This is a genomic window from Methylocystis sp. SC2 (assembly GCF_000304315.1).
Lineage (GTDB): Bacteria > Pseudomonadota > Alphaproteobacteria > Rhizobiales > Beijerinckiaceae > Methylocystis.
In genome coordinates, this window is sequence record NC_018485.1 from 1,301,675 (window position 1) to 1,326,255 (window position 24,581).

Below are 24,581 nucleotides of genomic sequence, written 5' to 3' on the forward strand. Positions count from 1 at the left end.
GCGCGAATGCGCGCCGGCGCAGAGAGGCTCCGCGCAGACCGCGCGTCGACATTGATTCGTTGCGGAGGAGCGGGCGTGCTCGCCGACGCGGCCAACCCTGAACGTGCGCGCGCAACGCGCCTTGGACAGGCGGAATCGCGAGCGTCCGAGATTTGGCCGCCTGCGCGCGCCAAGATCAACAAGTCCTTATCAAATGTTGGCGCGGAACGCGCGCGCCGTTTCGACAAATCAGCGCGACTCGCTTGCGACGTGCAGGCTTACGGCTCCGCTTTCCGTAGTCTTATTCGATATAAATCGCCGGAGACGGCCTCGGCGCATGCCTCCCTCCCAGGTAGGCAGGTCATTAAGCGTGGCAGCTAAACAATCGACATGTAACACGCTCACATGTCACTTGAGCAATGCATGCTAATTGGCTTTGCTCCAGCGTTTTCCGCGCTGGCAGCCATGCATTTTATGAGTTTTACACGCCGTGTGCTTATAGGACGGCCGCGATCTGAACGCCTGAGGATCATAGCTCGGCGGATTTTGTTCGCGAACCATATTCTCCAGCACCACGGTGCCGATCGGGCCCATATCTCCTTGCGCCATCAGCGAAGTTGGGCTCGTAACAGCCAGCGAGAGAAAGGCGGTGGAGATCAGCTTAAGTCGGTGAAATACCATTATTTTTTCCTCACATGACCGTAGAGCGCTCGAGTTGATTAGCTATGCAGCGAACGTCCATGGAATACAAGAAGAGTCTTTGGCATTCATTCAATGTTCTCCTTTTGGAGACGTTCCATAATTCTCGTCTTCACTCCAATGACGATGTCAAACCCTCGGTGGTGGAGTTTGTCCACACGTTCAAAAACCTATGTTTTTTCCATGCAGCGTCCAAAATATTTGAGATATCTCTGATATTTAGACCATGTATATTGCAGCGCATTACAATGTTGCACTTTCGCCACAGTTGTTACTAAAACTGGTTAGCGAGACATTTAGTGGCTGGACGGATCGACTGCACTTGGACAACTCTGCGCCTCGATGATCGGCGCGCTGGTCGTCGGCATTGGACAAAATCACTAGAAGGATCCTCCCCATGAAGAAGTTCTCGCTTGTGGCCATCGCCACCGTGCTCGCCGCTCCCGCCTTCGCCGATCCGATCACTGCGGTGCCGGTTGGCGTCAATACGTCCGTGTCCCAGGGCGTGAACGTCGGCAGCGTCACCAACCTCGGCCTCAACAACGTCGGCGTCGTCAATCAGAACGTCGCGGTCGGCGGCGGCATCGATCTCGCCACTGGCGCGTTCAGCCAGACCACCGCTAACTTCAACATGGACACGCACGCGTTCAGCGTCGGCAGCATCGTCGACTCCGGCAATGGCGGCGACGCCGGCGACGTCACGGTCGTTGCTGTCAGCGCGGCGGTTGCGCTGTCGGAGAATGACTCCGATCAGGCCGGTCTTGCCGGCGGCGTCGCGATCCCGGTCGCTCTCTCCGCCCAGGGCACGGCGCTGCAGGACACGGCGCCCCTCAGCATCATTCCGGTTAACGTCGGCGTCGGCGTCGGCGACAACACCACCTCGTCGACCGCGACTGTCGGCACCGTTCAGGCCAATCTGTCGTCGCAGCGTTCGACCACTGTCGCCGCTTCCCGCCAGGACGGCATCGGCAACGGCATCGACGCCAATGGCGGCAACGGCCAGGCCTTCATGATCACCATCGGCTCGAACAACACCAGCATCGACAACACCTCGGTGTCGAAGATCGAAGTCGACACCCACATCAACATCGCCGATCGTGGCGGCGTCGCTGGCGGCCTGCGCCTCGAGGACTCCTTCAACCCGATCGATATCCAGGACAATGCGGTTGCGATCAACGGCTTTGCCGCCACGCTCAACCACAACAGCATCGAAGACTAATACTGAAACGAGCGCCGGTGCGCTTCTTTAGCCAACCGGCGCTCGCGACATTCGAGGGCGGCGTGAGCAGGGCGCCTTTCAAAGGATCACTCCAATGAAGTCGAGACTGCATGCCGCCCTCATCGCGCTCATCGGGTTCTCCGTCTTTGCGGCTCCCGCCGACGCAGCCAAGAGTCACAGACAGCGACGACCTGTAGCGGTTGTGGCGGATGACAGTTCGCCGGCATGTCTCGGCGGCTATTTGGCGCAGACGGAAGCTCAGGATTACCTCAGAGACGACATCTGGGTTTTGGAGCCGGTTCCGGGCAGCGACAATCGCCCCTATCGCTTCGAGTGTCGGCAACCGGTTTTTCTCACGCGCTAGTTCTTAGCGCCGAGTCTTTAACGAGCGCCCTGGCGCGCTTGGTCATCATTGTTCGAAAGCTGGGAATAGAAGATGTCGCGAATCTCGCTTACAGCCGCAGTCTTCCTCCTGAGCGCCATGAACTCCGCCTTTGCGCAGATGGCGACGCAGAGCGCGCCTTTCAATTTCGCATATGGATTCTCCGGCGGATCGCAGTCGTCCATCGACCTCTCGCAGTCAGGCTTCGTGAACGTCTATTACGGAGTTCAGGACTCCAATCAGGCGAATCAAGCGGTGATCAACCAGAACGGGCTCAACAACTATTCGCAGATGCAGCAGGTCGGCGACTCCACGGGTGAGTTTAGCAGCAGCCCGAACCTTCGCGGCGACGGTCCGCGGTTTGGCGGACAGAATTACGCGTCCGTGACCCAGAACGGCATGGTGAACGGTTCGCAGATCACGCAAATGGGGGGCACGAATGTCGCCGCCGTTGCGCAAAACTCCGCCGTCGGCAATGGCGCCGCGCCTCGGGTGCAAATTCCGACCGACGGTCCGATCTATCAGTCCTATCAAACCGCGGAAGGTTATCTTTCGCTTTTCGCCACGGACAGCATGAGCCTGGCGATCTGGACGCCTCCAGGTCTGACGGCGACGAACAGCTTTGGACGAATGCACTGACGACGAACTTTTGACCGGATTGTCCAAAGGACTGGCTCCGTGAAAACGCGAATAAAAATCGTCGCATCATTCGCCTGCGCCGCCGGAATGGCGGGAGCGTCGGCTGTGCGCGCCCAACCGGCAAGTTTCGACAAGGGCGTCGACGCGTCGATCCTGGAAGCCACGCGCGCGATCGAAGAACTCAACGCCGCGTCAAAAAAGCGCGTGAAAGAGAAGCGTCCCGTGTATCAGCCGGTGGCGAAAGCGGCGCAGCCCGTTGTGAGAATGACGGGGCCGTGCAACCTGAACGGCAATACCCAGTTCTTCCAAATTCCCTACGTCGGCTTTTGCGGCGCGGTCCATGGATCCTTCACCGGCTTCCTGGGAAAGGACTTTGCGACCGAAGACATCGCGTTCACGACGCAGCGGCTTCCTGCGTATCGATACGGATGGAACGGCCTTGCGTTGAGCGCCGCCGTGCCGATGCTGTACTATTGGAAAAATCCGCTCGTCGGCAGGACGACGTCCGGGGCCTATACCGGCACATACAGCATGGTGAATTTTCTGGCCTTCCGGAATACGGATTACGGAACGATCTCCGTGTTCATCAACGCCGGATTGTTCGCCAGGACGGTAAAGAACTATGAAGGCGAAACGCGCATCACCCTGAACCAGATCAATGGGCATTATTGGCGGGGCGCCTTCGATCAGGCCTGGGTTCAATTCGGCGGGCTGCGCGTCGGACTGCAGCCCTCGCTCTTCAGCTTCAGCCGCACCGGCTACACCTTTATGCCCGGCTATGCGTCCTACATGACGACGCCAGCGGTTTCGTACACCCACAGAATCGACAATCTCAACATTCTGCCGAGTCTCTTTCCGCGCTTGGGCGCCTCGGTCAGCGTATCGGCTGAAGATCCGACGCTGAGGCGTTATCCGGACGGGGTTCTGTCCAGATATCCGACGGGCATGGGATACCCGGATTTTGTCGCGCAATTGCGCGTCGGCGCGCCCGCCTTCGTCCTCCACGCGTCGGGAGCTATGCACGAGATCAGGGACGTCTCCGCCAACGCCTACAATACCTTCATGCCGAAATACTCCACTTGGGGCTGGGCTGCGCAGCTTGCCGGCGAATATCGTTGGAAGTGGAGCGGGCTCCTTGGTCCGATCGGCGGCGAAATGTACGGAAAGGCCATGCTGTCGGCCACTGCGACTCAAGGCGCGCTGTCGTATCTCGGCATACCGTATATGTCGATCGACTATGTGAGCAGCTCGACTGGAACGATTCAGAGGAGCTCCGGTCAGGCGGTCATGGGATCCTACGAGCATCTCTGGACTCCCGTGTTCAAGACCTCGATCACCGGAGCGGCGTTTCAGGCCTACATGGGCTCCGCCCCGGAATTTCTCGGTTTCGGCAACGCAGCTTTCGGCTTCAATACGCAAGTCAGAGGTCAGCGCGTCGTCGGCAACGCCGAATATTGGGCCGGCGAGGGATGGGCGTTCGGATTGGAAGGCGGCTGGACATGGAGCCAGGCCAACGGCCAATACCTCTTCGGGCGCGGCATGCCGGTCGCCGTCAATTTCCCGAACGTCCTCACCTATATGCGGAAGGCCTTTTGACGCGGCCGGAGACATGTGGCGTTTCGGCCACATCGAGGATTCTATCGCAGTTCGTCGAGGTCGAAACGATCGACCGCAGCGCGCTGCAAAGCTAGGGTGACAGTAGGCAGTATCCGAACACTGAACGCTAACTTCCAGGGACCAGATCCATGAAAAAGCTGATCGCGACAATCTCCTTGTGCATGCTGGCGGCCGGACCGGCCCTCGCCGACGGTCAGAACAATCAGAACCAGAACCAGTCCCAAGCGTATGGCAACAACTATTCGACCGTCACGCAGATCGGCGTGAACAATAACGCCGCCGTCGTTCAGAACGGCTCGGTCAGCGGAAGCCTCCTCGATCTTGGTTCGGGGAACCAGAATCAGAGCAATGTGAACATCGATAAGCAAGCCTTCGCGATCGGCAGCATCATCGACTCCGAAGGCGCGACGATCAGCAAGACCGGCTCGGACAATATCTCCATTTCCAATAATTCGCAGGCCTCGATCGTCACGCCCATCCAGTAGGCGCGTCGAAACGAAGAACGGCCGAGACTCTAAAAACCCCAGCCCGCGCGGGCTGGGGTTTGCGTTTGCAACGACTTCGCCTCGGCGCGGCGGCGGCCTCGGCGACCGCCGATCAGAACGACCTGCCCCCGCGAGCGCCGGGCCCACGCGGCCTACTGGGCCTGATATTTGCCCGCTTTGAACAGTCCGGTCAGCGATTGCCCATCGGGAGACCTCATCGTTCCCTGTCCGTCCGGCTCGCCATTCTGGAATTCGCCGCGGTAGGAGGCGCCGTTGGGCAGGGTGAGAATGCCCTTGCCGTGCGGGCGTCCGTCGCGGAATTCGCCCACATATTTCTTCCCGTCCGGAAATGTGTAAGCGCCCTTGCCGATGATCCGGCCGTTGACGAATTCGCCGCTGTAGCTTTCGCCATTGGCGATCGTGAACGTGCCTTTGCCGTGACGGACGCCGTCGCGGAACTCGCCCACGTATCGTCCGCCGGACACGAAAGTGATCGCGCCGCGCCCGGTCGCTTTTCCGTCGCGGAACTCGCCCGCATAAACGTCGCCGTTTGGAAACTTCAGTCCGCCGACGCAGCGCTTCCAAGGCTTGGCCATGCTGACGTCGCAAGGCGGCAGACCGTCTCTCGGCCCCTTCTGTTCGCTTTGCGCCGCGCCGCCCGCTTTCGGCTTCACCGCAAGTTCGCCGTCAACGAAATTTCCGGAGAATTTCTTGCCGTCGGGCATGGTGACGGCGCCCTTGCCATGGGGAACGTCGCCCTCGAACTGGCCGACATAGATCTTTCCGTCAGCGGCGACCAATTTGCCCTGGCCGCTTTTTTTTCCGTCCTTGAAACCGCCGGTGTAGGACTCGCCGTCAGGATGCGTGATGGTTCCCTTGCCGTTTGGCGCGCCGTCGCGGAATTGGCCCTCGTATTTCTTGCCGTCCGTGAAGATGAGCGCGCCTTTGCCGTTGGCCTTGCCGCCCTTCATCTCTCCAATATAGCGGTTGCCGTCGGGCGCCGTTACGACGCCGAAGCACTGCTGCGAGATGTTTTCCTGGGTGCATTTTGGCAGTTTGCTTTGCGCCGACGCGGAGAGCGAAACGCCGGACGCGCCCGCGCAAAGCGCAAGCAAGAAAATGCCGCGGCGAAATTTTGAGACTGAGGCGTAAGGCATGGCGAAACCTGCGCTGGTGAGGCGACGGAACCGTCAGCCTTATAGCCTAGTCGACAATTAGAACAACGAACTTTTTCAAGGAAGAATTTGCTGAAATCGATCAGTGCGGATCGTTCCGCGATCATTCGACACGCGCCTGAACGGCGCGCCGCGGCTCACGGCGCGCCCGTGAGCTTCGTCGCCAGCAGGGCGATCGTTTTTACGTAAACCCGCGCCTGATTCCACTCGAGCAGAATCGCGAAGTTCGGCTCGCCTTCATTCCAGCCCGCGCCAGAGCGCCAGCCTTTGCCCTTGAGGAAATTCGCCGTCGAGGCGAGCGCGTCCGCCGTGGACCGTATGAGATCGCGTCTGCCGTCGCCGTCGAAATCGACGCCATATTGCAGATAGGAGGAAGGCATGAATTGCGTCTGGCCGATTTCTCCGGCCCAGTCGCCGCGCATTTGCGCCGGGGACATGTCGCCGCGCTCGACGATTCTCAGCGCGTGATTCAGCTCTTCATGAAATTGCGCGGAGCGCCTGCAGTCATAGGCGAGCGTCGCGAGCGCCTGCATCGTCCTGAAGCGCCCATTGTCGGCGCCAAAGCCCGTTTCCAGACCCCAAATCGCCACGAGCACCGCTCCGGGAACGCCATAGCGCGCCTCGATCCGTGCGAGCAGGGCCGCGTGCCGCTGAAGCAGCGCCCGCGCCTTGTTCAAGCGCGCGGGCGTCACCAGACGACTCGAAAACTTCTCGAAACTTAGGTGAAAAATCCTCTGTCCGCGGTCGCGGCCAATCACCGCGTGATCATAGGTTACGCCAGTCAGCGCGGCGTCGAGCGTCCGTTGCGAAACTCCTTGCGCCGCGGCGTCGCGTTTCACCTCATCGAGCCATTGGCGAAAACCGGCCTCCGACGATCCGCAGGGCGCGGCGCGCGCCGATCCGGCGCAAGCGCCCAAAGTCAACGCGCTTGCCGCAAGCAACGCGCTCCACGCCTTGGCGCTTATCGACAGCCGGTTCATGGCCGGCAGTTTACTGGGCCTGCGCAGGCGCCGCAATGAAGCTGCGCGCAAGAAACGCCGTTCGGGCGGACGCGCCGGACGTCATCGTTGATCAGCGCCCGACGACCTTGGCGGAATGCGCCGCCAGCGCCGGCATGCCTCAAGCGAAGAACGAAATCAGCGGCGCTTTGCCCTGAACTGGCGTTTGCAGGCGCTTGACAGCTCGTTCATATGCGCGCGCAGGCATTTTTCGACGGCGATCGCATCGGGCTCTTCCGCCGCGCAGAACTTGTGGGAGTCGCGCTCGCAGGCCGCGCGCTGCTTGTCCATCGTCCGGGCTGTCGCGGGATTGAATGCGGCGAGGCCAATAAAGGCCGCAAGAAGGAAAATCAGCTTGCTCATAGATCGACTCTTTGCTGTTGGCGCTTGACCGCCGCGGTTCAAGAGCGGCGCGGCCAAAGCGACAAGTGTAGCGGCTCCAGCCGATATCAAGGGCGTCGAGGCGAGGGCGTCGCAGGACCCGCGCCGCCTGCGCAGGGACGCTGAGGCGAGTCGTCGTTCAGGCGGGCCTGTCGATGATCGGCATCTCAGGCGTAACGTCCGGCGCGATCAGCCGCGCGCCGGTGCAGGCGACGATATCCGTGACGCTGACGCCGGGCGCGCGTTCGCGGAGCGCCAACCCTTCATCCGTCGGCTCGATGACCGCGAGCTCAGTCACAATAAGGCTGACGCGCCGCGCCGCCGTCGGCGGCAAGGTGAGCGTTTCGACGATCTTCGGTTCGCTCTTCGCGGCGTGCTGCATCGCCACGATGACGCGTTTCGCGCCCGCGACGAGGTCCATGGCGCCGCCCATTCCCGGCGTAAACTTTCCCGGAACCATCCAGCTGGCGAGACGCCCCGCGGCGTCGACCTGCAACCCGCCGAGCACCGCCAGGTCGACATGGCCGCCTCGAATCAGCGCGAAGCTCGTCGCGCTGTCGAAGCTCGCGGCGCCCGGCAACGACATGATGAATCCGCCGCCGGCGTCAATGAGATCGCGATTCTCCATTCCGTCCGGCGGCGGCGCGCTGAAGCCGATAAGACCATTTTCGCTCTGCATGGCGACGGACAATCCCTTCGGGATGAACCGCGCCACGAAGGTCGGCAGGCCGATCCCGAGATTGACGAGCATGCCGTCGCGCAGCTCCAGGGCGACGCGGCGCGCGATGAGCTCCTTGGCGTCCATCAGCGCGCCCTGCCCACGATGTGCGTGACGAGCACGCCCGGCGTGCGCACCGCGTCGGGCGGAATGACTCCAACCGGCACGATTTCGTCAGGTTCCGCGATGACGCAATCGGCGGCGAACGCCATGACCGGGTTGAAATTGGCCGCCGTCAGCCGATAGGTCAGATTGCCGTAGTAGTCGGACTCATGCGCGCGCAGCAGGGCGAAATCCGCCCGCAGCGGCTTTTCGATGAGAAAGCTTGCGCCGTCGATCTCAACCAGTTGCTTGCCTTGCGCGACGACCGTTCCCACGCCGGTCGGCGTCAGGACGCCGCCGAGCCCCGCGCCGCCGGCGCGAATCCGTTCGGCGAGCGTGCCTTGCGGTATGAGCTCCACTTCGATCGCGCCGGCGCTCATCAACCGCTGCGTGGTCGGATTGGTGCCGATGTGCGAGACCTCCACGCGCGCAACGCATCCCGCTTCGATCAGCTTGCCGACGCCGACGGTCGGATAGGCCGTGTCGTTGCCGATAATCGTCAACGCGCGCGCGCCACGCGCGACGAGCGCGTCGATCAACCGATCAGGCGAGCCGACGCCCAGAAACCCGCCGATCATGACGCGCGCTCCGTCGGGAACGAGTTCGGCTGCGGCTTCGACGGCGATCGCGTTTTTTCTCATCTCGCTGAACCCTGGTTATCGTGTGGGCTTGTCGAGATAATGCGTTTCGGAAACGTCGCGCAAACGCGCCGCCGCCGTTTCCGGCGTGATGTCGCGCTGGGGTTCGCCAAGCATCTCGAATCCGACCATGAATTTCCGCACGGTGGCCGAACGCAGCAGCGGCGGATAGAAATGCGCGTGAAAATGCCAGTTGGCGTGCGGCGCGCCGTCGGTCGGGCGCTGATGGAATCCCATCGAATAGGGAAAGTCCGTTTCAAAAAGATTTTCGTAGCGAATGGTTAGGCGCTTAAGGATGTCGGCAAGCGCCCTCGCCTCGCAGCCGGTCAATTCGTCAAACGCGCCGATATGCCGCGTCGCGATCACCATGGTTTCAAACGGCCAAATCGCCCAGAACGGCACGAGCGCAACGAAATGATCGTTGCCGCAAATGATTCGCTCGCCGAGGCTTCGCTCCAGCGCCAGATAGTCGCACAGGAGACAAGAGCCGGTCTGCTCCAGATATGTGCGCTGGCGCGCCGATTCCTTGGCGGCTTCGTTCGGAATGCTGTGCGTCGCCCAGATCTGGCAGTGCGGATGCGGATTGCTCGCGCCCATCGCCGCGCCGCGATTTTCGAAAATCTGCACGTAGTTGATCGCATCCAAGGCGCCGAGCCGCACCGTCTCGTCGCGCCATGCCTCGACGACGCGAGTGATCTCTGGGACGCTCATGTGCGGCAAGGTCAGATCGTGGCGCTCGGAAAAGCACAGCACGCGGCAGCGGCCGGGCTCGCCCCGCGCAATCAGCAGTCCGTTCCGAGCGAAGTCCTCCTCGGGACCTTGCGCCGTCAGCGCCGCGAAATCATTGTCGAACGCGAAAACGCCTTCATAATTGGGATTTCGCGCGCCATTCGCCCGCGCGTTTCCAGGACACAGATAGCAGGTCGGATCGTATCGAGGTCGTTCTGGAGCGTGGGTTTTTTCGACCTGGCCTTGCCATGGCCGGCTGGTCCGATGCGGCGAGACGAGCACCCACTCGCCCGTGAGCTGATTGAGTCGGCGATGCGAAGCGCTGTTCAGCAGGGACACGAGCGGCTCCTAATCGCCGACAGGGCCCGCGCCGGGACCAGGCAGGCAGGTGAGGATGGGCGGCGTCACGCCGGTCGCCGCGCGATATCTGTCAGCCATCGCCTGCGCGAAAGCTTCCGCATGTTGCGCCTCAACCAGATTGATGGTGCAGCCGCCAAATCCGCCGCCCATCATCCGCGCGCCATAGACGCCCGGAAGGCTGCGGGCGATCTCGACCATGAGATCAAGCTCGGCGCAGCTCACTTCATAGTCGTCGCTCAGACTTTCGTGCGAAAGATACATGAGACGGCCGCATTCCTGAAGGTCTCCCGCGTCCAGCGCCGCGGCGGCGCGCAACGTCCGGTCGATCTCGCCGACGACGTGCCGCGCGCGGCGAAAGACGAGTTCGGACATCGCATCGGCGTGGCGCATCAATTGGGCGAATGTCACGTCCCGCAACGCCGCTATTCCATCGATCCGCGTCGATAGAACCGCGACCGCGCGCTCGCAGTCCGCGCGACGCAAATTATATTCATCGCTCGCGAGCTGGTGGCGCACCATCGTGTCGCAAAGGACAAGACGCGCGTTCGGATCGATCGAAACTTTGCGCGAAACGAGACTGCGGCAGTCGAGCAGCAGCGCGCTCCCGGCGACGGCGCAGCACGATATGTACTGGTCCATAATGCCGCAGCGAACGCCCACAAACTGATTTTCGGCGCGCTGACAGATTTTGGCGAGTTCGACTCTGTCGACATCGCCGCCGGAAATCGTCACAAGCGCGAAGCCCGCGGCGACTTCGAACGCCGCCGAGGCCGAAAGTCCGGCGCCGATGGGCAAATTTCCGTCGAGGACGAGATCGGCGCCGCTGAGTTCATAGCCGGCGCGTTCTAGAAAGATCGCGACGCCACGCACATAATCGGTCCAATCGCCGCGCGGCTGTGCGTTCGCATCGTCGAGATCGAATTCGACGACTTCGTCCATGATCAGCGAGCCTATGCGCAAACGCCGGTCGAAGCGCGGCGCAATGGCGGCCCAGATCGAGAGATCAAGCGCCGCCGGCATGACAAAGCCGTCGTTGTAATCGGTATGCTCGCCAATGAGATTGATGCGGCCCGGCGCCCGAAAAAGGCGCGGCTCGCGCTCGAAATTGCGGCGGAAGGCGGCAATCAGATCTTGCTCGATCCTCGACTCCATTCCAGCCACAGTCCCATTGTCATCAAATCGTCAAGGCGACGCCGCATCGGATCGGCGGTAGAGGATCAAATGATAGTCCGCGCATGACACGTCAACGCCTTGGCGTTTGCTACTATCCTGAACATTGGCCGCAGTCACGCTGGAGCGACGACGCGGCCATGATGAAGGAGATAGGTCTTTCCCTTGTTCGGATTGGCGAATTCGCCTGGTCGCGGCTGGAGCCGAACGCGGGCGCCTATCGTTTCGAATGGCTGGGCGACGCCATCGATACGCTACATCGCGCCGGCCTCAAAGTCGTGCTTGGCGCGCCGACGGCGACGCCGCCCAAATGGCTCGTCGACAAGATGCCGGAGATGGCGGCGCTCGACGCCGATGGGCGGCCGCGCAAATTCGGTTCGCGCCGGCATTATTGTTTCAGCCACGAAGGCTACGCTCAAGAATGCGAGCGCATCGTCGAGCGTTTGGCGAGAGCCTTCGGCGGCCATCCCGCAGTCGTGGCGTGGCAGACCGACAATGAATTTGGCTGCCACGACACTGTGCTGAGCTATTCGCCGGCCGCGCTGCAGGCGTTTCGGCGATGGTGCGAGGCTAAATATCGCTCGATCGAGACGCTGAACACCGCCTGGGGCAATGTCTTCTGGTCGATGGAATATCGAAGCTTCGACGCGATCGAGCTGCCGAATCTGACCGTCACCGAAGCCAATCCGTCGCATCTGATGGATTTTCAGCGTTTCTCGTCCGATCAGGTCGTCGCCTTCAACCGGCGCCAAGCGCAGATCATCCGGCGTCATGCGCCGGGCGCGACGATCCTCCATAATTTCATGGGCGCGTTCGTCGACTTTGATCACTATGCGCTGTCGGATGATCTCGATATCGCCGCATGGGACAGCTATCCGCTCGGCTTTCTCGAACGTTCGTCTCACGACGACGATTTCAAGCTGCGCTACATGCGCGTCGGCGATCCTGACTTTCAGGCCTTTCATCATGATCTCTACCGCGCGTGCGGGCGCGGCCGATGGCAGGTGATGGAGCAGCAGCCGGGCGCCGTGAATTGGGCGCCGTGGAATCCAGCCCCCGCGAAAGGCGCCGTGCGGCTCTGGACCTTCGAGGCTTTCGCCGCCGGCGCCGAGGCGGTGAGTTATTTTCGCTGGCGGCAGGCGCCTTTCGCGCAAGAGCAGATGCATGAAGCGCTGCTGCTGCCGAACGCCGCGCCGAACGAAGCCTATGATGACGTCGCGCGCATGTCGAAGGAGCTCGCCATGCTCGATGCGCGCGTCGAAACGGCGCGCGCGCCAGTGGCGCTGATCTTCGACTATGAGAGCGCCTGGGCGTGGCGCATCCAGCCGCAAGGCCAGGACTTCTCCTATTTCGATCTCGTCATGTGCTTCTATCGGGCGCTGCGGCGCGCGGGGCTTTCCGTCGACGTCATTCCGCCGACCGCGGCGGCGATCGCCGATCGAAGGCTGATCATTGCCCCCGCGCTTTTTGCGCCGTCTGACAACTTCGCAGAGGCGCTGGCGAAAAGCGGCGCGAGCATCCTGCTCGGTCCGCGCACGGGATCGAAGACGGCCGATTTTCAAATACCGGCGGATCTCCCTCCCGGCGTTTTGCGACGCATCATCGACATTCGCGTCAGACGTGTCGAAAGCCTTCGGCCCGGCGCAAGAGTTCCGGTCTCCGCACAAGGCGCTTTCGTGCGTTGGCGAGAATTTTTAACTCTCGGCGAGAGCGTCGCGCCCGAGTTCACATCGGAAGACGGCGAGACGGCGCTCGCGCGGTCCGACAATGTCTTTTATCTCGCCGGTTGGCCGGACGAAGAATTGCTGACAAGCGTCTTGCGGCGGGTTTTCGTTGTCGCCGGCATATCGACGCTCGCCTTACCGGAGGACATCCGCGTCCGCGACAATGGGGCGATGCGCTACATCTTCAACTACGGCGCCACGACGACGGATATTTCGGCGCTCATCGGCGACGAAACTCTATCGCTGGGCGAGCGCCTTCTCGAACCCTGCGGCGTCGCGGCCTTCAGGCGTCGCGGCTGATCGCCGCACGCTTCAAACGCGCTGCTCAGAACACCAGCCAAGAAGCGACGACGAAATAAGTCATGAGCGAAAAAGTGTCCTGCACCACGGTCGCGACCGGGCCGGAGCCGAGCGCCGCGTCATAGCCGAGTCTTGCGAACAGCCAAGGCATTAAAAATCCGAACGCCGTCGCGATGGTGCTCGCGACCGCAAGCGAAATTCCCACGGTCGCGGCGAGGCCGACGCTCGAAAAGAAAAACCAGACGATGGGGAAAGCGAGACAGCCGAGCATCGCGCCGAGCAACGCCCCGGTGCCGAGCTCCCCGGCGAAGAGTGGCAGCAGGGCCGAATCGGTCAGGGACAGGCCGCGCACGACCACGACTTCCGACTGCGTGCCGACCGAATCCGCGAGATAGACGATCGCGGGGATAAAGAAGGCGACAGCGATATGCGCGCTGAGCGCAGTTTCGAAGCGCGACATCATGGCTGTCGCCGCCGCGCTGCCGGCCATGCCGACAAGCAGCCAGGGCAATCGATACAGCGCGCGACGGTGCGGCGCGGCGGTCAACGCGTCTCTTGCGGCCTCCGACTTGCCGAGGATGCCCACCATGTGATGCAGATCCTCAAGATGCTCGTCGCGCAGAATCGTCATGAGCGCGCGCGCCGGCACGGCGCCGAGGAATCTTCCTTCGGCGTCGCAGACGGCCAAGATCGACAGTCCCGAGTGAATGGCGAGGCTCGCCGCAGCTTCGCGATCCGCGCCGAGCGGGACGCTGTAGGCTTCGGCCGTTCGGGCGATGTCATGCAGCGGCGTCGTCTCCGGCGCCCCAAGCAGATCGCGTATGGCGACGACGCCAATGAGGCGGCCGTCTTGGGCCAGCACAAAAACATGCGAGGCGTCGTCGAAACGCTGGCCGATCAACCGCGCCCGCGCCTCGCCGGCGCTCTCCCGCGAGCGGGCCACAGGCACGGACGTCACGAGATAGCGCCCCACGGTCTGGCCGTTCGTCGCCACTGGAGGCAGGCGGTCTAGCGTCGAGATGCCGGGCGTTGCGGTCATGGCTTCCATGATGTTCTGAGAAAAAGAGCGGCGTCCGCGCCGAATGAGCCGCGGGCAGCCGCAGCTCATAGGAACGCGCCACGTTACAGTTATGTGACCGCGTTCGCGCGCTTTTTTCGCGAGCGCGTCGATTGTTGCCGATAGCATGTCTTGATAGAATTTCCTGGCCGTCGTCGCTTGGCCCTGGCGGCCCTCAGCGAATCGGACCGGAGTCGATGTGATGAAACCCTTTGGATTTGCGTTGGGCGCGTTGACCGGCGCCGCCGCGGTTTTGCTTCTCAACCGTCAGGGAACGCAGCGCATGCGCCCAATCGCCAAGGCGGCGATGAAGGCCGCGGTGATGGCCTACCACGAAGCGCGCGTGCAGGGCGCTGAACTCGCCGAAGCCGCCGAAGATCTCTTCGCCGAAGCCAAGGCCGAGGCCGTGGCCGATATTTTCGCTGCAGCGATGGCCGCCGCGCAGACCAAGGCTGCCCAAGCGAAGACCGAAACGAAGCCGGAAGCGACGTCAAAGCCCGAAAGCGCAGAGAATCCCGCGCCGCGGGCCGCAAGCGAGAGCGCGTAAATGAACGATGCAATCCTGCCCCTGGCGCAGGTGGCCCACGCCATGCCCGGCCGCGCGCGGCTGCGCGTCGCCGACCGCCGCGGCGACGCCGCTTATTTCGCTTCGGTCTCCAAGGGACTGTCGGCGATCGCCGGCGTTCGCAACGTCGAAGTGGCGCCGCTGACGGGCAGCGTGCTCATTCAGCACAGCGGACCCTTGGCGCGCATCGGCGTCGCGGCGCAGGAGGCGCGGCTCTTTGTCTTCGGCGAAGCGCCTCACGCCGCACGCGAGGCGCCGGCGGTCTCGATCGACCCGAAAATCGTCGCGGCGCTGGCGCTCTTTGCAGCGGCGCTGTGGCAAATGTCGAAGGAGAGCGTTTTGCCGCCGGCGATCACCCTGCTTTGGTACGCCACACGGCTCGGCGGCGTTTGGTCGCTGGACGGCGACGGCGATAGCGGCGAGTAGGCCTAACCCTTAAGCGCCTCAGCGACGTCGGTCGCTTCCCACGGGAGGTCGAGATCGGCGCGGCCGAAATGTCCGTAGGTCGCGAGCGGCAGATAGAAGCCGGCCGGGCCGCACATCTGGGGCGCGGCGCGCAAGCCGAAGCGGCGGACGATCGAGGCAGGTCGGAACTCCAGCAGCGCGGCGAGGCGTCTGGCGATTTTCTCATCGGCGAGATAGCCGGTGCTGAAGGTCTCGACCGAGAGACTGATGGGCTCCGCCTGCCCCGCCGCGTAAGCCAGATGGACTTCGCAGCGCTCGGCGAGGCCCGCCGCGACGATGTTCTTGGCGGCGTGCCGCGCCGCATAGGCGCCGGCGCGTTCGATGCGCGAAGGGTCCTTGCCTGACAGCGCCGAGCCGCTCTGGCGCGCGATCTCGCCATAGGCGTCGATGCCGTTCTTGCGTCCGGTCAGACCGGCGTGGCGCGCCGGTCCGCCGATTTCAAAGGGTTCGCCGGCGTTGACGTGAACCGTGGTGCGCACGTCCGGCCTCATGTCGCCCGCGGAAAGCGCGTCGAGCGCGATCGCGCGCAGCCGGTCGAACTTGTCGTCATCCATCGCCGCGCCGTCAAAGGCGACGGTCAGCGACACGCCGTGGATGCGCGCGGGACGACCTTCGCGATATTCGATCGAGACTTGCGTCTTGGCGTCGGGCGAGAGCGATGAAAATCCGTCGCGCCGAGCGGCGTCGAGGGCGCGGGCGACCCTATGCGCGAGGCTGATCGGCGCCGGCATGAATTCGGGCGTGTCGCGACAGGCGTAGCCGAAAACATTGGCCTGCTCATGCGCGACGCGCCTGCCGATCGCCGCGTCGTCGTCGAGTTCTTGGAGAGGCGGCTCGCGCGCCTCGAGCGGCAATTCCATGAAGCTCGTCAGTATCGAGCAATTGCGCGCGTCGAAGCTCCCGGCGGCGTAGCCGGCCTCCTGCATGACCGTGCGCGCGAGCGCCGGCAAATCGACGAGCGCGTCGGCGGCGTATCGCGCGGCGAGAAAGACGACGCCCGTCGCCAGGGCGCATTCCACAGTCGCGCGCGCGCGATCGTCTTCACGCAGGAGCGCATCAATGGCCGCATCGCTGATCTGATCGCAGAGCTTGTCGGGGTGCCCCGGAGTCACCGACTCCGACGTGAAGATCATGTCAGGCGACATGGCTTTCTCCATTGCCGCGCGGCGGCGTCTCTTCACGATCGGCGATTCTGCCGATGATGTCGTTGGCGAGCGAACTGCCGAGCGCGACGGCGCCGATCCGCACCAGATCGCCGGCGCCCAGCGGCGACAGGCCGAGAATTCGCCGGGCCAATGGAAAGAGTTGCACGCCCGCCTGCAGCAGCAGGGTCGCGCCGACGGCGCCATAAAGCGTCGAATTGGGCGCCCTGCCGATCTCGGAGCTTAACCCCCGCAACTCGGAACGACAGGACAGGCTGTGGAGCAGCTGGCCGCAGGTGAGGCCGTGAAAGGTGACGGTGCTGGCGCGCGCGCCGCCCGCGCCGCCGCCGAGGCTGAAATAGCCGATCAGCGCGGCGACGCCCATCACCGATCCCTCGCGCAGAACGCGCCTGAAATCGGAGGCGGCGAGAATCGGCGCTTTCGGATCATGCGGCGGCCTGTCGAGCACGCCGAGCTCCGGCGGCTCAAGCCCCAGCGCGATCGCCGGCAGCGCGTCGGTCGCCAGATTGAGCCAGAGCAGTTGCATCGGCGTCAACGGCTCGCCGCCGACAAGCGCGGCGCCAAGCATGGCGATGGTCTCGGACGCGTTGGTCGATATGAGATAGCGCAGCACCTTGCGGATATTCGCGTAAGTGGCGCGACCGAGTCTGATGGCCTCGACGACGCCATCCATGTCGTCGGTCGCGAGCACGATGTCGGCGACCTGACGGGCGACGTCGCCGCCTTCTCCGCCCATGGCGATTCCGACGTCGGCGGCGCGCAGGGCGGGGCCGTCGTTGACGCCGTCGCCGGTCATCGCGACGATATGGCCGTGGCCTTGCAGCGCCTTGACGATGTTGAGCTTGTCGACGGGGCTGACGCGCGCGAAGACATGCGGCTGCCTCGCCAGCGCCTCCAGCATCTCGGGCCGCATCTTCGCCATCTGCCCGGCTTCGAGCACGCGCAGCTCGCCGCCGTGATTGAGATCGAGGCGCCGCGCGATGGCGAAGGCGGTCGCGCTTTGATCGCCGGTGATCATGACCGTGCGCACGCCCGCGCGATGCAGCTGCTCGAGCGCCGGGCCGACGCTGGCGCGAATAGGATTCGCCATGCCGGCGAGACCGAGCCACACGAGATCATGCTCGTCACGGGGATCGCCGCCGGCTTCGCCGACCGCGACGCCGAGAACGCGCAGCGCATCGCCGGCCATGCGTTCATTGGCCTTGAGAATGGCGGTCCGCGCCGGGCCGTCGAGCGGCGCGGCGCCGTCGGCCGTGCGGCGGGCCGCGCAACGCGCCAGCACCTCGACCGGATCGCCTTTGACGCAGAGCATGCGCCCGCCGCCGGCCGCTTCGTGGAGCGTGCTCATGCGCTTGCGGCCCTCGCCGCGCGCCACGCTCGTCAGCGCCGGGGCAGATCGCCGAAGCGCGATGGGATCGACGCCCATCGCCACGCCCGCCTCGATCAGCGCGGTTTCGGTCGGCGTGCCGTCGATCTCCCAACCTTTCGCTGCGGGCGCGACGGCGGCGTCGCTGCACAGCGTCGCGGCTTCGAAGAGGCGACGCGCAATAGCGACCGTCGCGGCGTCGGCATCGACGCCGTCGCGCAATAATCGCCCGTCCTGCAGCTCAAACGCGCCACTGTCGACGTGAACGCGCGCCGCCGCCATGCGGTTTTCGGTGAGCGTGCCGGTCTTATCGAGTCCGATCGTTTCGATCGCCCCAAGCGTCTCGACGGCGTCGATCTTGCGCACCAGCACCTTGCGCCTGCGCATGTCCTGCACGCCCAAGGCGAGCGTCGTGGTCGCGACGGCGGGCAGCCCCTCGGGAATGGCCGCCACCGCGAGCGAGATCGCGCTGCGCAAAGTGGGGATAAGGCCATGGCCGCGCAGAAGACCAAGAGCGAAGACGCACGCGCAAATGGCGCCATTGACGATGACAAGTTCGCGCTCGACGTCGCCAAGTTCGCGCTGGATGGGAGTCTGGGGCCGCTGCAGCGCGCCGAGCAATTGCTGCACGCGGCCGATCTCGGTCTGCGCGCCGATGGCGGTGATAATGGCTGCGCCGGATCCGCCGGTCACCGCCGTGCCGCGAAACACCATATTGCGACGATCCGGGACTCCCGTGTCCGGCGATAAGACGATCCTTGCGTCTTTGGGGGCCGGTTGCGCCTCGCCGGTGAGCGGCGATTCATTCACCGTCAGATCGTCGCTGGCGATCAGCCGCGCATCCGCCGGCACGAAGGCGCCGCGCTCGATCAGCAGGAGGTCGCCCGGCGCCAGATCGCGCGCGTCGACCCTCAATCGTGCGCCATTGCGGATCACGGCGGCGTCCGATAGCTCGTCCGAGGCAAGGCCCGAAATCGTGCGGTCCGCCTGACGCTCGGTGGCCGCGGCGATGCCGGCGTTGATCAACACCACCGCGGCGATCATCACCGCGTCGGCGACGCCGCCGGTGGCCAGCGACACCACCGCCGATGCGCCGAGCAAAACGATCGGCAGACTGGTCAATTGCTCGGCGAAAATGATCGCAGCCGAGCGCGGCTCGGCGCGGCGGAGTTCGTTGCGTCCCCATCTTTGCAGTCGTTCCGACGCGTCCTCTGTCGTCAAGCCTCGACGGACGTCGGTCTCCAACCGCGTCGCGAGCGCATCGATCGCCTCGGCGTGCGCGGCGCTTTCCGGCGCGAGCGACGCGCCGTCGCCGACGTCCCATGCCGGCTCTTCGGCGACCGCCGCTTCGAGCGCCTGCATCAGCCGCGCGCTTGTGAGAGGCTGCTGAAATTCGATGAGAGTCGAACCCGTCAACTCGCTGGAGCGAACGAAAAGGACGCCGGGCAGGCGTCGAAGCCGTTCCTCGACGGCCCGCGCGAGCGCTGCGCGGCCGCGCAGACCCATATGGCGGATCCGCGCGCGGCCGCAACACGCGTCATGAATAAGCTCGGCGCCAAATTGCGCACAGGACTCAACGCCGAAGCGACGCGAATCTACGGGCGCGTTCTTTGAGTCCGCTTCAGGCAGGATCATGGAGCACATTGTCTGGCGCGCATCGAAGCCCGCTTTTCACGACCGCTCGATGACATTTCTCAGCCCTGCGAATCGCTTCCGCAAACCCGCTGTTCTGAAGTCATGTCTTCGGCGGCCGACCGCAAACGGCGACGCGCAATGGGCGCACTCCGCAATGTTCGAGATCGCTACTATAGTTGCGCGCAAGGGATAGACGCAACCGCACGCCCTGCGCCGCCAATTCGACCGCCGGCGGAACCTTAGCGAAGGTTCGGCGTTCCCCCACGACGGCAGGATTGAGTCGCGCCTTTGTCAATTTGCAAATCTGCTAATGTTTTCAGTTTCGTCGATTCGGGTGGGAGCGAGCGATGGTCTTGAGAGAGCTGCGCGCGGCGAGCTTCGCCGCAACTGCGTCCGCCGCCGCGCCGCTCAACTCTCTTCGCACCGTCGATAACGCCATTCTAGCCGCCGAGGTGACGCGGGCGTATAACGCCATTGCGGCGGACTTCTTTCTCATGCGCAATTCAAAAATCGCTTTCTCGAGGGGAGGACAATCATGACAAAGAGACGGAGCGCGTCTGTCGCAGCCGCCGCCATGCTTTTGGCCGTGTCGACACATCCGCGCCAAGGCGCCCGCGCCGAACAGGCGGCGGCCGCCGTCGCGACGCCGCCCCCGCTCACCAAATTCGAAAAGGCGCCTCCGGGCGAAGCCGAGCAGATTGCGCAAATCATCGCGCTCACCACGCAGCTTCTGGAGATGCGCTATCCTGAAGGCATGGCGCGGCGAGGCGTGCATCCGAAGGATCACGGCTGCGTCAAAGCGACATTCACCGTCAATTCCGACATTCCGGAAAATTTTCGGGTTGGCGTATTCGCCACGCCCGGCAAAAAATATCCGGCCTGGATTCGCTTCTCCAACGCCACGCCCTTTCTCGCGCCCGATCTCGGCAAGGGCGGTCCCGACAGTCGCGGCATGGCGATCAAGCTGATCGGCGTCGAAGGAGAGACGCTGCTGAACGAACCGGGCGCGAAGACGCAGGATTTTCTGCTGATCAATCTTCCGGCTTTCGCTTTCCCCAACGTTTCGGAATATTTGGAAGTCACGAAAATCCAGCTGGCGAACAATGATGATATTCGGCCTTTCTTCGCCAATATGACGCCCGAGAAGCAGAAGACCGCGGCCGTCGTCACAAAGATCAAGCAAACCAATGTCGGCAATCCGCTCGAGAGTCCCTATTTCTCCGCCGCGCCATTTCTTTATGGCTCCGACAGGGTCGCGAAATTCAGCGTGACGCCGAGAAGCGCGGAAAAAACGCCCGTGCCGGCAAATCCAACCACGAATTATCTGCGCGAGGCGATGAAGAAGAGCCTCGACCCCGCCAATGGCAAGCCGGCCGTCTTCGATTTCAAAGTCCAGCTGCGCAATGACGAGTCGCTGCCGATCGAAGACGCGACCGCCGAATGGTCGGAGACGACCGCGCCGCAGCAAAATGTCGCGACGATCGAGATCGGTCAGCAAGATTTCGACAATGCGTTTCAGGTGACGGAATGCGAGCATATGGCGTTCACGCCCTGGCACGGGCTCACGGCGCATCGACCGATCGGCGGCATCAATCGGCTGCGTCGCGACGTTTACATCGCCTCTTCGACGTTCCGGTCCCAGCCCAAAGAGCCGACGGGATTCCCAAAATGGCCGTGGTGACGCGTCTCACAAGCGCGATCGCGCGCATTTCGTTCGTCGCAGGCTTGGCGCTGGCGTCGCACGCCTGCCTGCACGCGCCGGCTTGCGCGCAAACGACGCCTTCCGGCGGCGAGTGGCGCGCCGAGCAAGAAAGACGGTTGAAGGCGCTTGACGCCTATATCAGCCGCAAGCCGGTCGCCTATCGTTGGTTCGCGGATTTTCCCTTCGGCCTGACGGATGGCGCGCCCTTCATCCTTCTGAAGCTGCTGCCGAAGCTCGCGCCGGAAGAATGGGGAAGCGGGAATAATTTTCTCGACGTCGCCGGCCTCTTCATCGATGAGCGCGATCCCACCTACCCGATCGCGCGCGGCTTCGGCTGGACCGGATTGGCGCGCCAGGACGCGAACGGCGCGCTCGACTACGCGGCGTTGAGTTGCGGCGCCTGCCATATCGGCCGCGTGCGTCTCGACGACGGCAGTTTTCGCTATCTCGACGGCGGCGTGAACGCGCAGTTCAACCTCGTGCAATATCGCGTCAGAGTCAGAAACACGATCGAGAAGATCACCGCCGGCGCGACGACGCCAGAGGAGAAGATCGAACGCGCCACTCGAGCCGTTCTCACAGCGCTCGACAAGGCGCACGCCCAAGACAGAAATTACTTCTACAAGAACTACTCCTTCGCTGGACGCCGCTTCGACGCCGCCTATGAGACGCGTCAGATCGAGCTCTTCATGCAGGACGCCCCGGCGATCGTCGGCAAATATCTGACGCGCGCCGGACTGGAATATGTCTCGCTGCTCGACCTCGTCTACAAGAACTATAAGGGCTTCGAGGAGCAGATGACGCAAGGCTTCGGCGGCATGGCCGACGCGACCGGAGTCAGCACGTCGATGGTCTACGCCGCCGCCGAAGCGCGCGGCGAAACTCCTGATCCGAAGACAAGCCTGCCGCCGACGCCGGGGATCACCGACTTCATGGCCGTGTGGGAGCAGGAGAAGCGGCTGGCGCGCTGGTCCACGGATCACACGCAGCTCGTCGACGGCGGCGGACAATGGAACGGCAATATTCCGATACCGATCTTCCGCAACCTCGCCGCCGAACTGACGTTGGGGCTCGGAGCCGACACCGACATCCGCATCGCCGCCTTCAGCGAGGATCTGCTGCGCGACCTGCCCGCGCCCGTCTATCCCTTCCCCGTCGATCTCGCGCTCGCGAAAAAAGGCGCGGCGCTTTTTGAAGAAAATTGCGCGGCGTGTCACCGGCCGCATAACGGCAAGGTCTACGACCTCGGCACGGATCTCGGCCGCGCGCGCGTCGTCAGCGATACGATCGCGAGAAACGCCCGCGACAGCTTCACGAAGATCTGCCCGCCGGCGAGAGTGGTCGAGATGCCGCCCGCGGGCGACCGGATCGCGCCCTGCGCGAAGTTCGAAGGGGTCTCGCTGGAGAACCGCGCCGACGTCGCCATGGCCGATCCGAAGGCGCATGAGGGCTATAACGCGCTGCCGCTTGGGGGCGTGTGGGCGCAGGCGCCCTATCTGCACAATGGCTCGGTGCCGACGCTCTATCATCTCCTCGTCCCGCGCGAGCGCCCGGCCGTCTTCGTCAAGAGCCGACTAGACTACGACAAGAAGCTCGTCGGCTTTGCCTGGGAGCCCGCGCAGACGCTCTCGCGCGAGGGCTATCGTTTCGACGCCACGTCCTTTCCGGCGCTCTCCAACAAGGGGCACGACAAGGACGTCGTCGAGGACGGCAAGACGCTGAAGCTCGATTGGTCGGACGACGTCGCCGGCGCCATGGCGCTCGTCGAATATCTGAAGACGAAGTGACATTCGAAGCCAGGCGAGCGCCGACCGTCCTGCAGCCGTCATGCCCGGCCTTGTGCCGGGCATCCACGCCGAGACATCGCGAAATGTTTCGCGCCGAGATGGCATGTCCGGCTGATGTTCTCACATTTGCAGCGCGTCGTCGCGTGGATGGCCGCGACAAACGCGGCCATGACGCGGTGAGTGACAGCTTGCGCCTAACTCAGCCTGTAGCGCTCAAGCGCTGCGCAACTCCGAAAGGATACGCTTTAATAATTTTCGATCGGAAACGTTCTACTGCAGGATATATTCCTTTTTTATAATTCTGTTTAAAATTGAATATGGTAACTCACACTGACACATGCACTGCCCAAACCCGCCGAAGGCATAATCTCCATAATCAACCATTGCAGACGAAATGGTAAAACTCCAGTTTGCCAGTTCGCGGGTTCTGTTTGAAACCTCTCCTCGTTCGTCGTCGCTTAAATTCTTTTTTAATAATAATTTTTCTCCCATGGAGTCACGTTCATCTTTTTGCTCTTTTACTTGTGGCGCGCAGAGCTGCAATATCTGCTTTGCGCCGGCCTCATCAAATAAATCATCAAAATTTAAAACACGCCCTGAATTAACATCAAATGCCTTGTTTACTGAATAGCGGAACGGATGGGCTTGACCGACAACGTTTTCATATACGACCCCAATAGACGCAATATTCGCAGAGAGATAATTTAACTGCACCGACAGGTCCACAAAAAACTCGTGCCCCTCCAATGTAGAGGCTTTGTTATTCTCCAGTTTTGAGTCGTCGATCGCTGATTGTATGTGTTCATCGATAAACCTGTTTGCGTCCGCCATCCACGCCGCGCCGGGACGAAAATGAAAGGCTGTAATCGTCAGTCTGGCTTGGCCCTTCGCGGCAGGAACGCGCATGAAAAAGGGCCTTCCCACAACCAAGTGGCCGCCGCTCCCTGAGGTTGCACGCCCGGCCAAATAGGTCTCCCTTTGCCTGGTGGCTTCAATCAAACACTTAATAAATGGCGCGGTCTCTCGTTGATCTTCGCATGAGTTGTTACGCCACTGGATCCATTCAGTTTGAGATTCCTTTAATGCCGACCGCTCCTTAGCTGTAAACTCTTCCCGCAAGCGATTGTATGCGAGGCCCAACAAATCATCGGCCGCGCGAGCTTCTGCATCGGCGCAAATCGCTTTATCGGCTCGGGTTTGCGCGAGCGCGCAATCAATTGCTCGGGCGGGCGCCGCCGAACAAAATAAAGAAATAGCCGAGATGCATGCGCCTATCCCCGCTGACAAATAGATTCGCTTATTACGATCCAAGATATTTTCCTTTTGAAACGCGTGGCGTCGCGCAAGGCTGCTGCGATCCTCGCTGCATAGGGCTGCACCGGCATGCGCCGCGACCAGATCTGCTGCAGCTTGTGCGCGCACGTTGATCGATGGGGGTATTCTGACCAAGAGATATATGCTGGCCGTCGCGCCCTGTCTCTCGTCCCGCCTTGACTCTCCCGCATGGCGAGTCATTATAAGAACAT

General features: G+C 62.7%; 24 protein-coding genes. 12 read left to right on the top strand and 12 right to left on the bottom strand.

Going from position 1 to position 24,581, the window contains the following annotated elements; all coding sequences use genetic code 11:
* Positions 1-405: 405 nt before the first annotated feature.
* The gene (locus BN69_RS19075) at positions 406-660 is read right to left on the bottom strand and encodes a hypothetical protein (RefSeq protein WP_014890706.1); all 255 of its coding nucleotides are present in this window, start codon (positions 658-660) and stop codon (positions 406-408) included.
* Between the two features lie 415 nt (positions 661-1,075).
* Between BN69_RS19075 and BN69_RS06180 the strand changes: the two genes are divergently transcribed.
* The 5 genes from BN69_RS06180 (at position 1,076) to BN69_RS06200 (ending at position 5,020) form a co-directional block, all read left to right on the top strand.
* On the top strand, positions 1,076-1,897 hold the full coding sequence (locus BN69_RS06180; RefSeq protein WP_014890707.1) for a hypothetical protein: 822 nt from the start codon (positions 1,076-1,078) through the stop codon (positions 1,895-1,897).
* A 94-nt stretch (positions 1,898-1,991) separates the two neighbouring features.
* Positions 1,992-2,261 (top strand): hypothetical protein, encoded by a 270-nt coding sequence (locus BN69_RS06185; RefSeq protein WP_014890708.1) that lies wholly within the window; start codon positions 1,992-1,994, stop codon positions 2,259-2,261.
* 72 nt (positions 2,262-2,333) lie between these two features.
* Positions 2,334-2,918: a hypothetical protein gene (locus tag BN69_RS06190; protein ID WP_014890709.1), complete on the top strand. Its 585-nt coding sequence runs from the start codon at positions 2,334-2,336 to the stop codon at positions 2,916-2,918.
* Between the two features lie 39 nt (positions 2,919-2,957).
* Positions 2,958-4,514, top strand: a complete 1,557-nt coding sequence (locus BN69_RS06195) for a porin (RefSeq protein WP_014890710.1) — start codon at positions 2,958-2,960, stop codon at positions 4,512-4,514.
* Positions 4,515-4,663: 149 nt separating this feature from the next.
* A complete protein-coding gene (locus BN69_RS06200; RefSeq protein ID WP_014890711.1) occupies positions 4,664-5,020 on the top strand; it encodes a hypothetical protein in 357 nt (118 codons plus the stop codon).
* 152 nt (positions 5,021-5,172) lie between these two features.
* On the opposite strand, the gene BN69_RS06205 is transcribed toward BN69_RS06200, so the two are convergent.
* A complete protein-coding gene (locus BN69_RS06205) occupies positions 5,173-6,177 on the bottom strand; it encodes an MORN repeat-containing protein (RefSeq protein WP_014890712.1) in 1,005 nt (334 codons plus the stop codon).
* 155 nt (positions 6,178-6,332) lie between these two features.
* Positions 6,333-7,175 carry a lytic murein transglycosylase gene (locus BN69_RS06210; RefSeq protein ID WP_014890713.1) on the bottom strand — a complete coding sequence of 281 codons (843 nt, stop codon included), beginning with the start codon at positions 7,173-7,175 and terminating at the stop codon, positions 6,333-6,335.
* Positions 7,176-7,210: 35 nt separating this feature from the next.
* Between BN69_RS06210 and BN69_RS19395 the strand changes: the two genes are divergently transcribed.
* Positions 7,211-7,351, top strand: a complete 141-nt coding sequence (locus tag BN69_RS19395; RefSeq protein WP_158491295.1) for a hypothetical protein — start codon at positions 7,211-7,213, stop codon at positions 7,349-7,351.
* Here the strand turns inward: BN69_RS19395 and BN69_RS06215 are convergent.
* The 5 genes from BN69_RS06215 to galK form a co-directional block, all read right to left on the bottom strand.
* Positions 7,332-7,598 carry a hypothetical protein gene (locus tag BN69_RS06215; RefSeq protein ID WP_244435049.1) on the bottom strand — a complete coding sequence of 89 codons (267 nt, stop codon included), beginning with the start codon at positions 7,596-7,598 and terminating at the stop codon, positions 7,332-7,334. The two genes, BN69_RS19395 and BN69_RS06215, sit on opposite strands and share 20 nt — an antisense overlap.
* 115 nt (positions 7,599-7,713) lie before the next feature.
* A complete protein-coding gene (locus BN69_RS06220; protein WP_014890715.1) occupies positions 7,714-8,379 on the bottom strand; it encodes a 3-oxoacid CoA-transferase subunit B in 666 nt (221 codons plus the stop codon).
* A complete protein-coding gene (locus BN69_RS06225; protein ID WP_014890716.1) occupies positions 8,379-9,035 on the bottom strand; it encodes a 3-oxoacid CoA-transferase subunit A in 657 nt (218 codons plus the stop codon). The genes BN69_RS06220 and BN69_RS06225 overlap by 1 nt, the downstream gene beginning before the upstream one ends.
* Positions 9,036-9,050: 15 nt before the next feature.
* Positions 9,051-10,100 carry a UDP-glucose--hexose-1-phosphate uridylyltransferase gene (locus BN69_RS06230; RefSeq protein ID WP_014890717.1) on the bottom strand — a complete coding sequence of 350 codons (1,050 nt, stop codon included), beginning with the start codon at positions 10,098-10,100 and terminating at the stop codon, positions 9,051-9,053.
* 9 nt (positions 10,101-10,109) lie between these two features.
* Complete coding sequence (gene galK, locus BN69_RS06235; RefSeq protein WP_014890718.1) at positions 10,110-11,273, bottom strand: galactokinase; 1,164 nt, start codon at positions 11,271-11,273, stop codon at positions 10,110-10,112.
* Positions 11,274-11,356: 83 nt separating this feature from the next.
* Between galK and BN69_RS06240 the strand changes: the two genes are divergently transcribed.
* Positions 11,357-13,315, top strand: coding sequence for a beta-galactosidase (locus BN69_RS06240; RefSeq protein WP_014890719.1), 1,959 nt, complete (start codon positions 11,357-11,359; stop codon positions 13,313-13,315).
* 25 nt (positions 13,316-13,340) lie between these two features.
* On the opposite strand, the gene BN69_RS06245 is transcribed toward BN69_RS06240, so the two are convergent.
* The gene (locus BN69_RS06245; RefSeq protein ID WP_244435050.1) at positions 13,341-14,354 is read right to left on the bottom strand and encodes a magnesium transporter; all 1,014 of its coding nucleotides are present in this window, start codon (positions 14,352-14,354) and stop codon (positions 13,341-13,343) included.
* Positions 14,355-14,574: 220 nt separating this feature from the next.
* Here BN69_RS06245 and BN69_RS06250 point away from each other — a divergent pair, with 220 nt between their 5' ends.
* Together BN69_RS06250 and BN69_RS06255 are read left to right on the top strand one after the other, a co-directional pair.
* Positions 14,575-14,919, top strand: a complete 345-nt coding sequence (locus BN69_RS06250) for a DUF5132 domain-containing protein (RefSeq protein WP_014890721.1) — start codon at positions 14,575-14,577, stop codon at positions 14,917-14,919.
* Complete coding sequence (locus BN69_RS06255; RefSeq protein ID WP_014890722.1) at positions 14,920-15,363, top strand: hypothetical protein; 444 nt, start codon at positions 14,920-14,922, stop codon at positions 15,361-15,363.
* A gap of 2 nt (positions 15,364-15,365) precedes the next feature.
* Here the strand turns inward: BN69_RS06255 and BN69_RS06260 are convergent, their stop codons facing one another.
* Complete coding sequence (locus BN69_RS06260) at positions 15,366-16,547, bottom strand: methionine adenosyltransferase (RefSeq protein WP_041927184.1); 1,182 nt, start codon at positions 16,545-16,547, stop codon at positions 15,366-15,368.
* Positions 16,537-19,437, bottom strand: coding sequence for a cation-translocating P-type ATPase (locus tag BN69_RS06265; protein ID WP_041926830.1), 2,901 nt, complete (start codon positions 19,435-19,437; stop codon positions 16,537-16,539). Before BN69_RS06265 ends, BN69_RS06260 begins: the two co-directional genes overlap by 11 nt.
* 476 nt (positions 19,438-19,913) lie before the next feature.
* Between BN69_RS06265 and BN69_RS06270 the strand changes: the two genes are divergently transcribed.
* Genes BN69_RS06270 through BN69_RS06280 form a run of 3 tightly spaced genes read left to right on the top strand, consistent with a single transcriptional unit; the run spans position 19,914 to position 23,055 of the window.
* Positions 19,914-20,105, top strand: coding sequence for a hypothetical protein (locus tag BN69_RS06270; RefSeq protein WP_014890726.1), 192 nt, complete (start codon positions 19,914-19,916; stop codon positions 20,103-20,105).
* Positions 20,102-21,247 carry a catalase family protein gene (locus BN69_RS06275; RefSeq protein WP_148277049.1) on the top strand — a complete coding sequence of 382 codons (1,146 nt, stop codon included), beginning with the start codon at positions 20,102-20,104 and terminating at the stop codon, positions 21,245-21,247. Before BN69_RS06270 ends, BN69_RS06275 begins: the two co-directional genes overlap by 4 nt.
* Positions 21,235-23,055 (top strand): c-type cytochrome, encoded by a 1,821-nt coding sequence (locus BN69_RS06280; protein ID WP_041926831.1) that lies wholly within the window; start codon positions 21,235-21,237, stop codon positions 23,053-23,055. The genes BN69_RS06275 and BN69_RS06280 overlap by 13 nt, the downstream gene beginning before the upstream one ends.
* Before the next feature lie 270 nt (positions 23,056-23,325).
* Here the strand turns inward: BN69_RS06280 and BN69_RS06285 are convergent, their stop codons facing one another.
* Positions 23,326-24,477: a lysozyme inhibitor LprI family protein gene (locus BN69_RS06285; RefSeq protein WP_244435051.1), complete on the bottom strand. Its 1,152-nt coding sequence runs from the start codon at positions 24,475-24,477 to the stop codon at positions 23,326-23,328.
* Between the last annotated feature and the right edge of the window lie 104 nt (positions 24,478-24,581).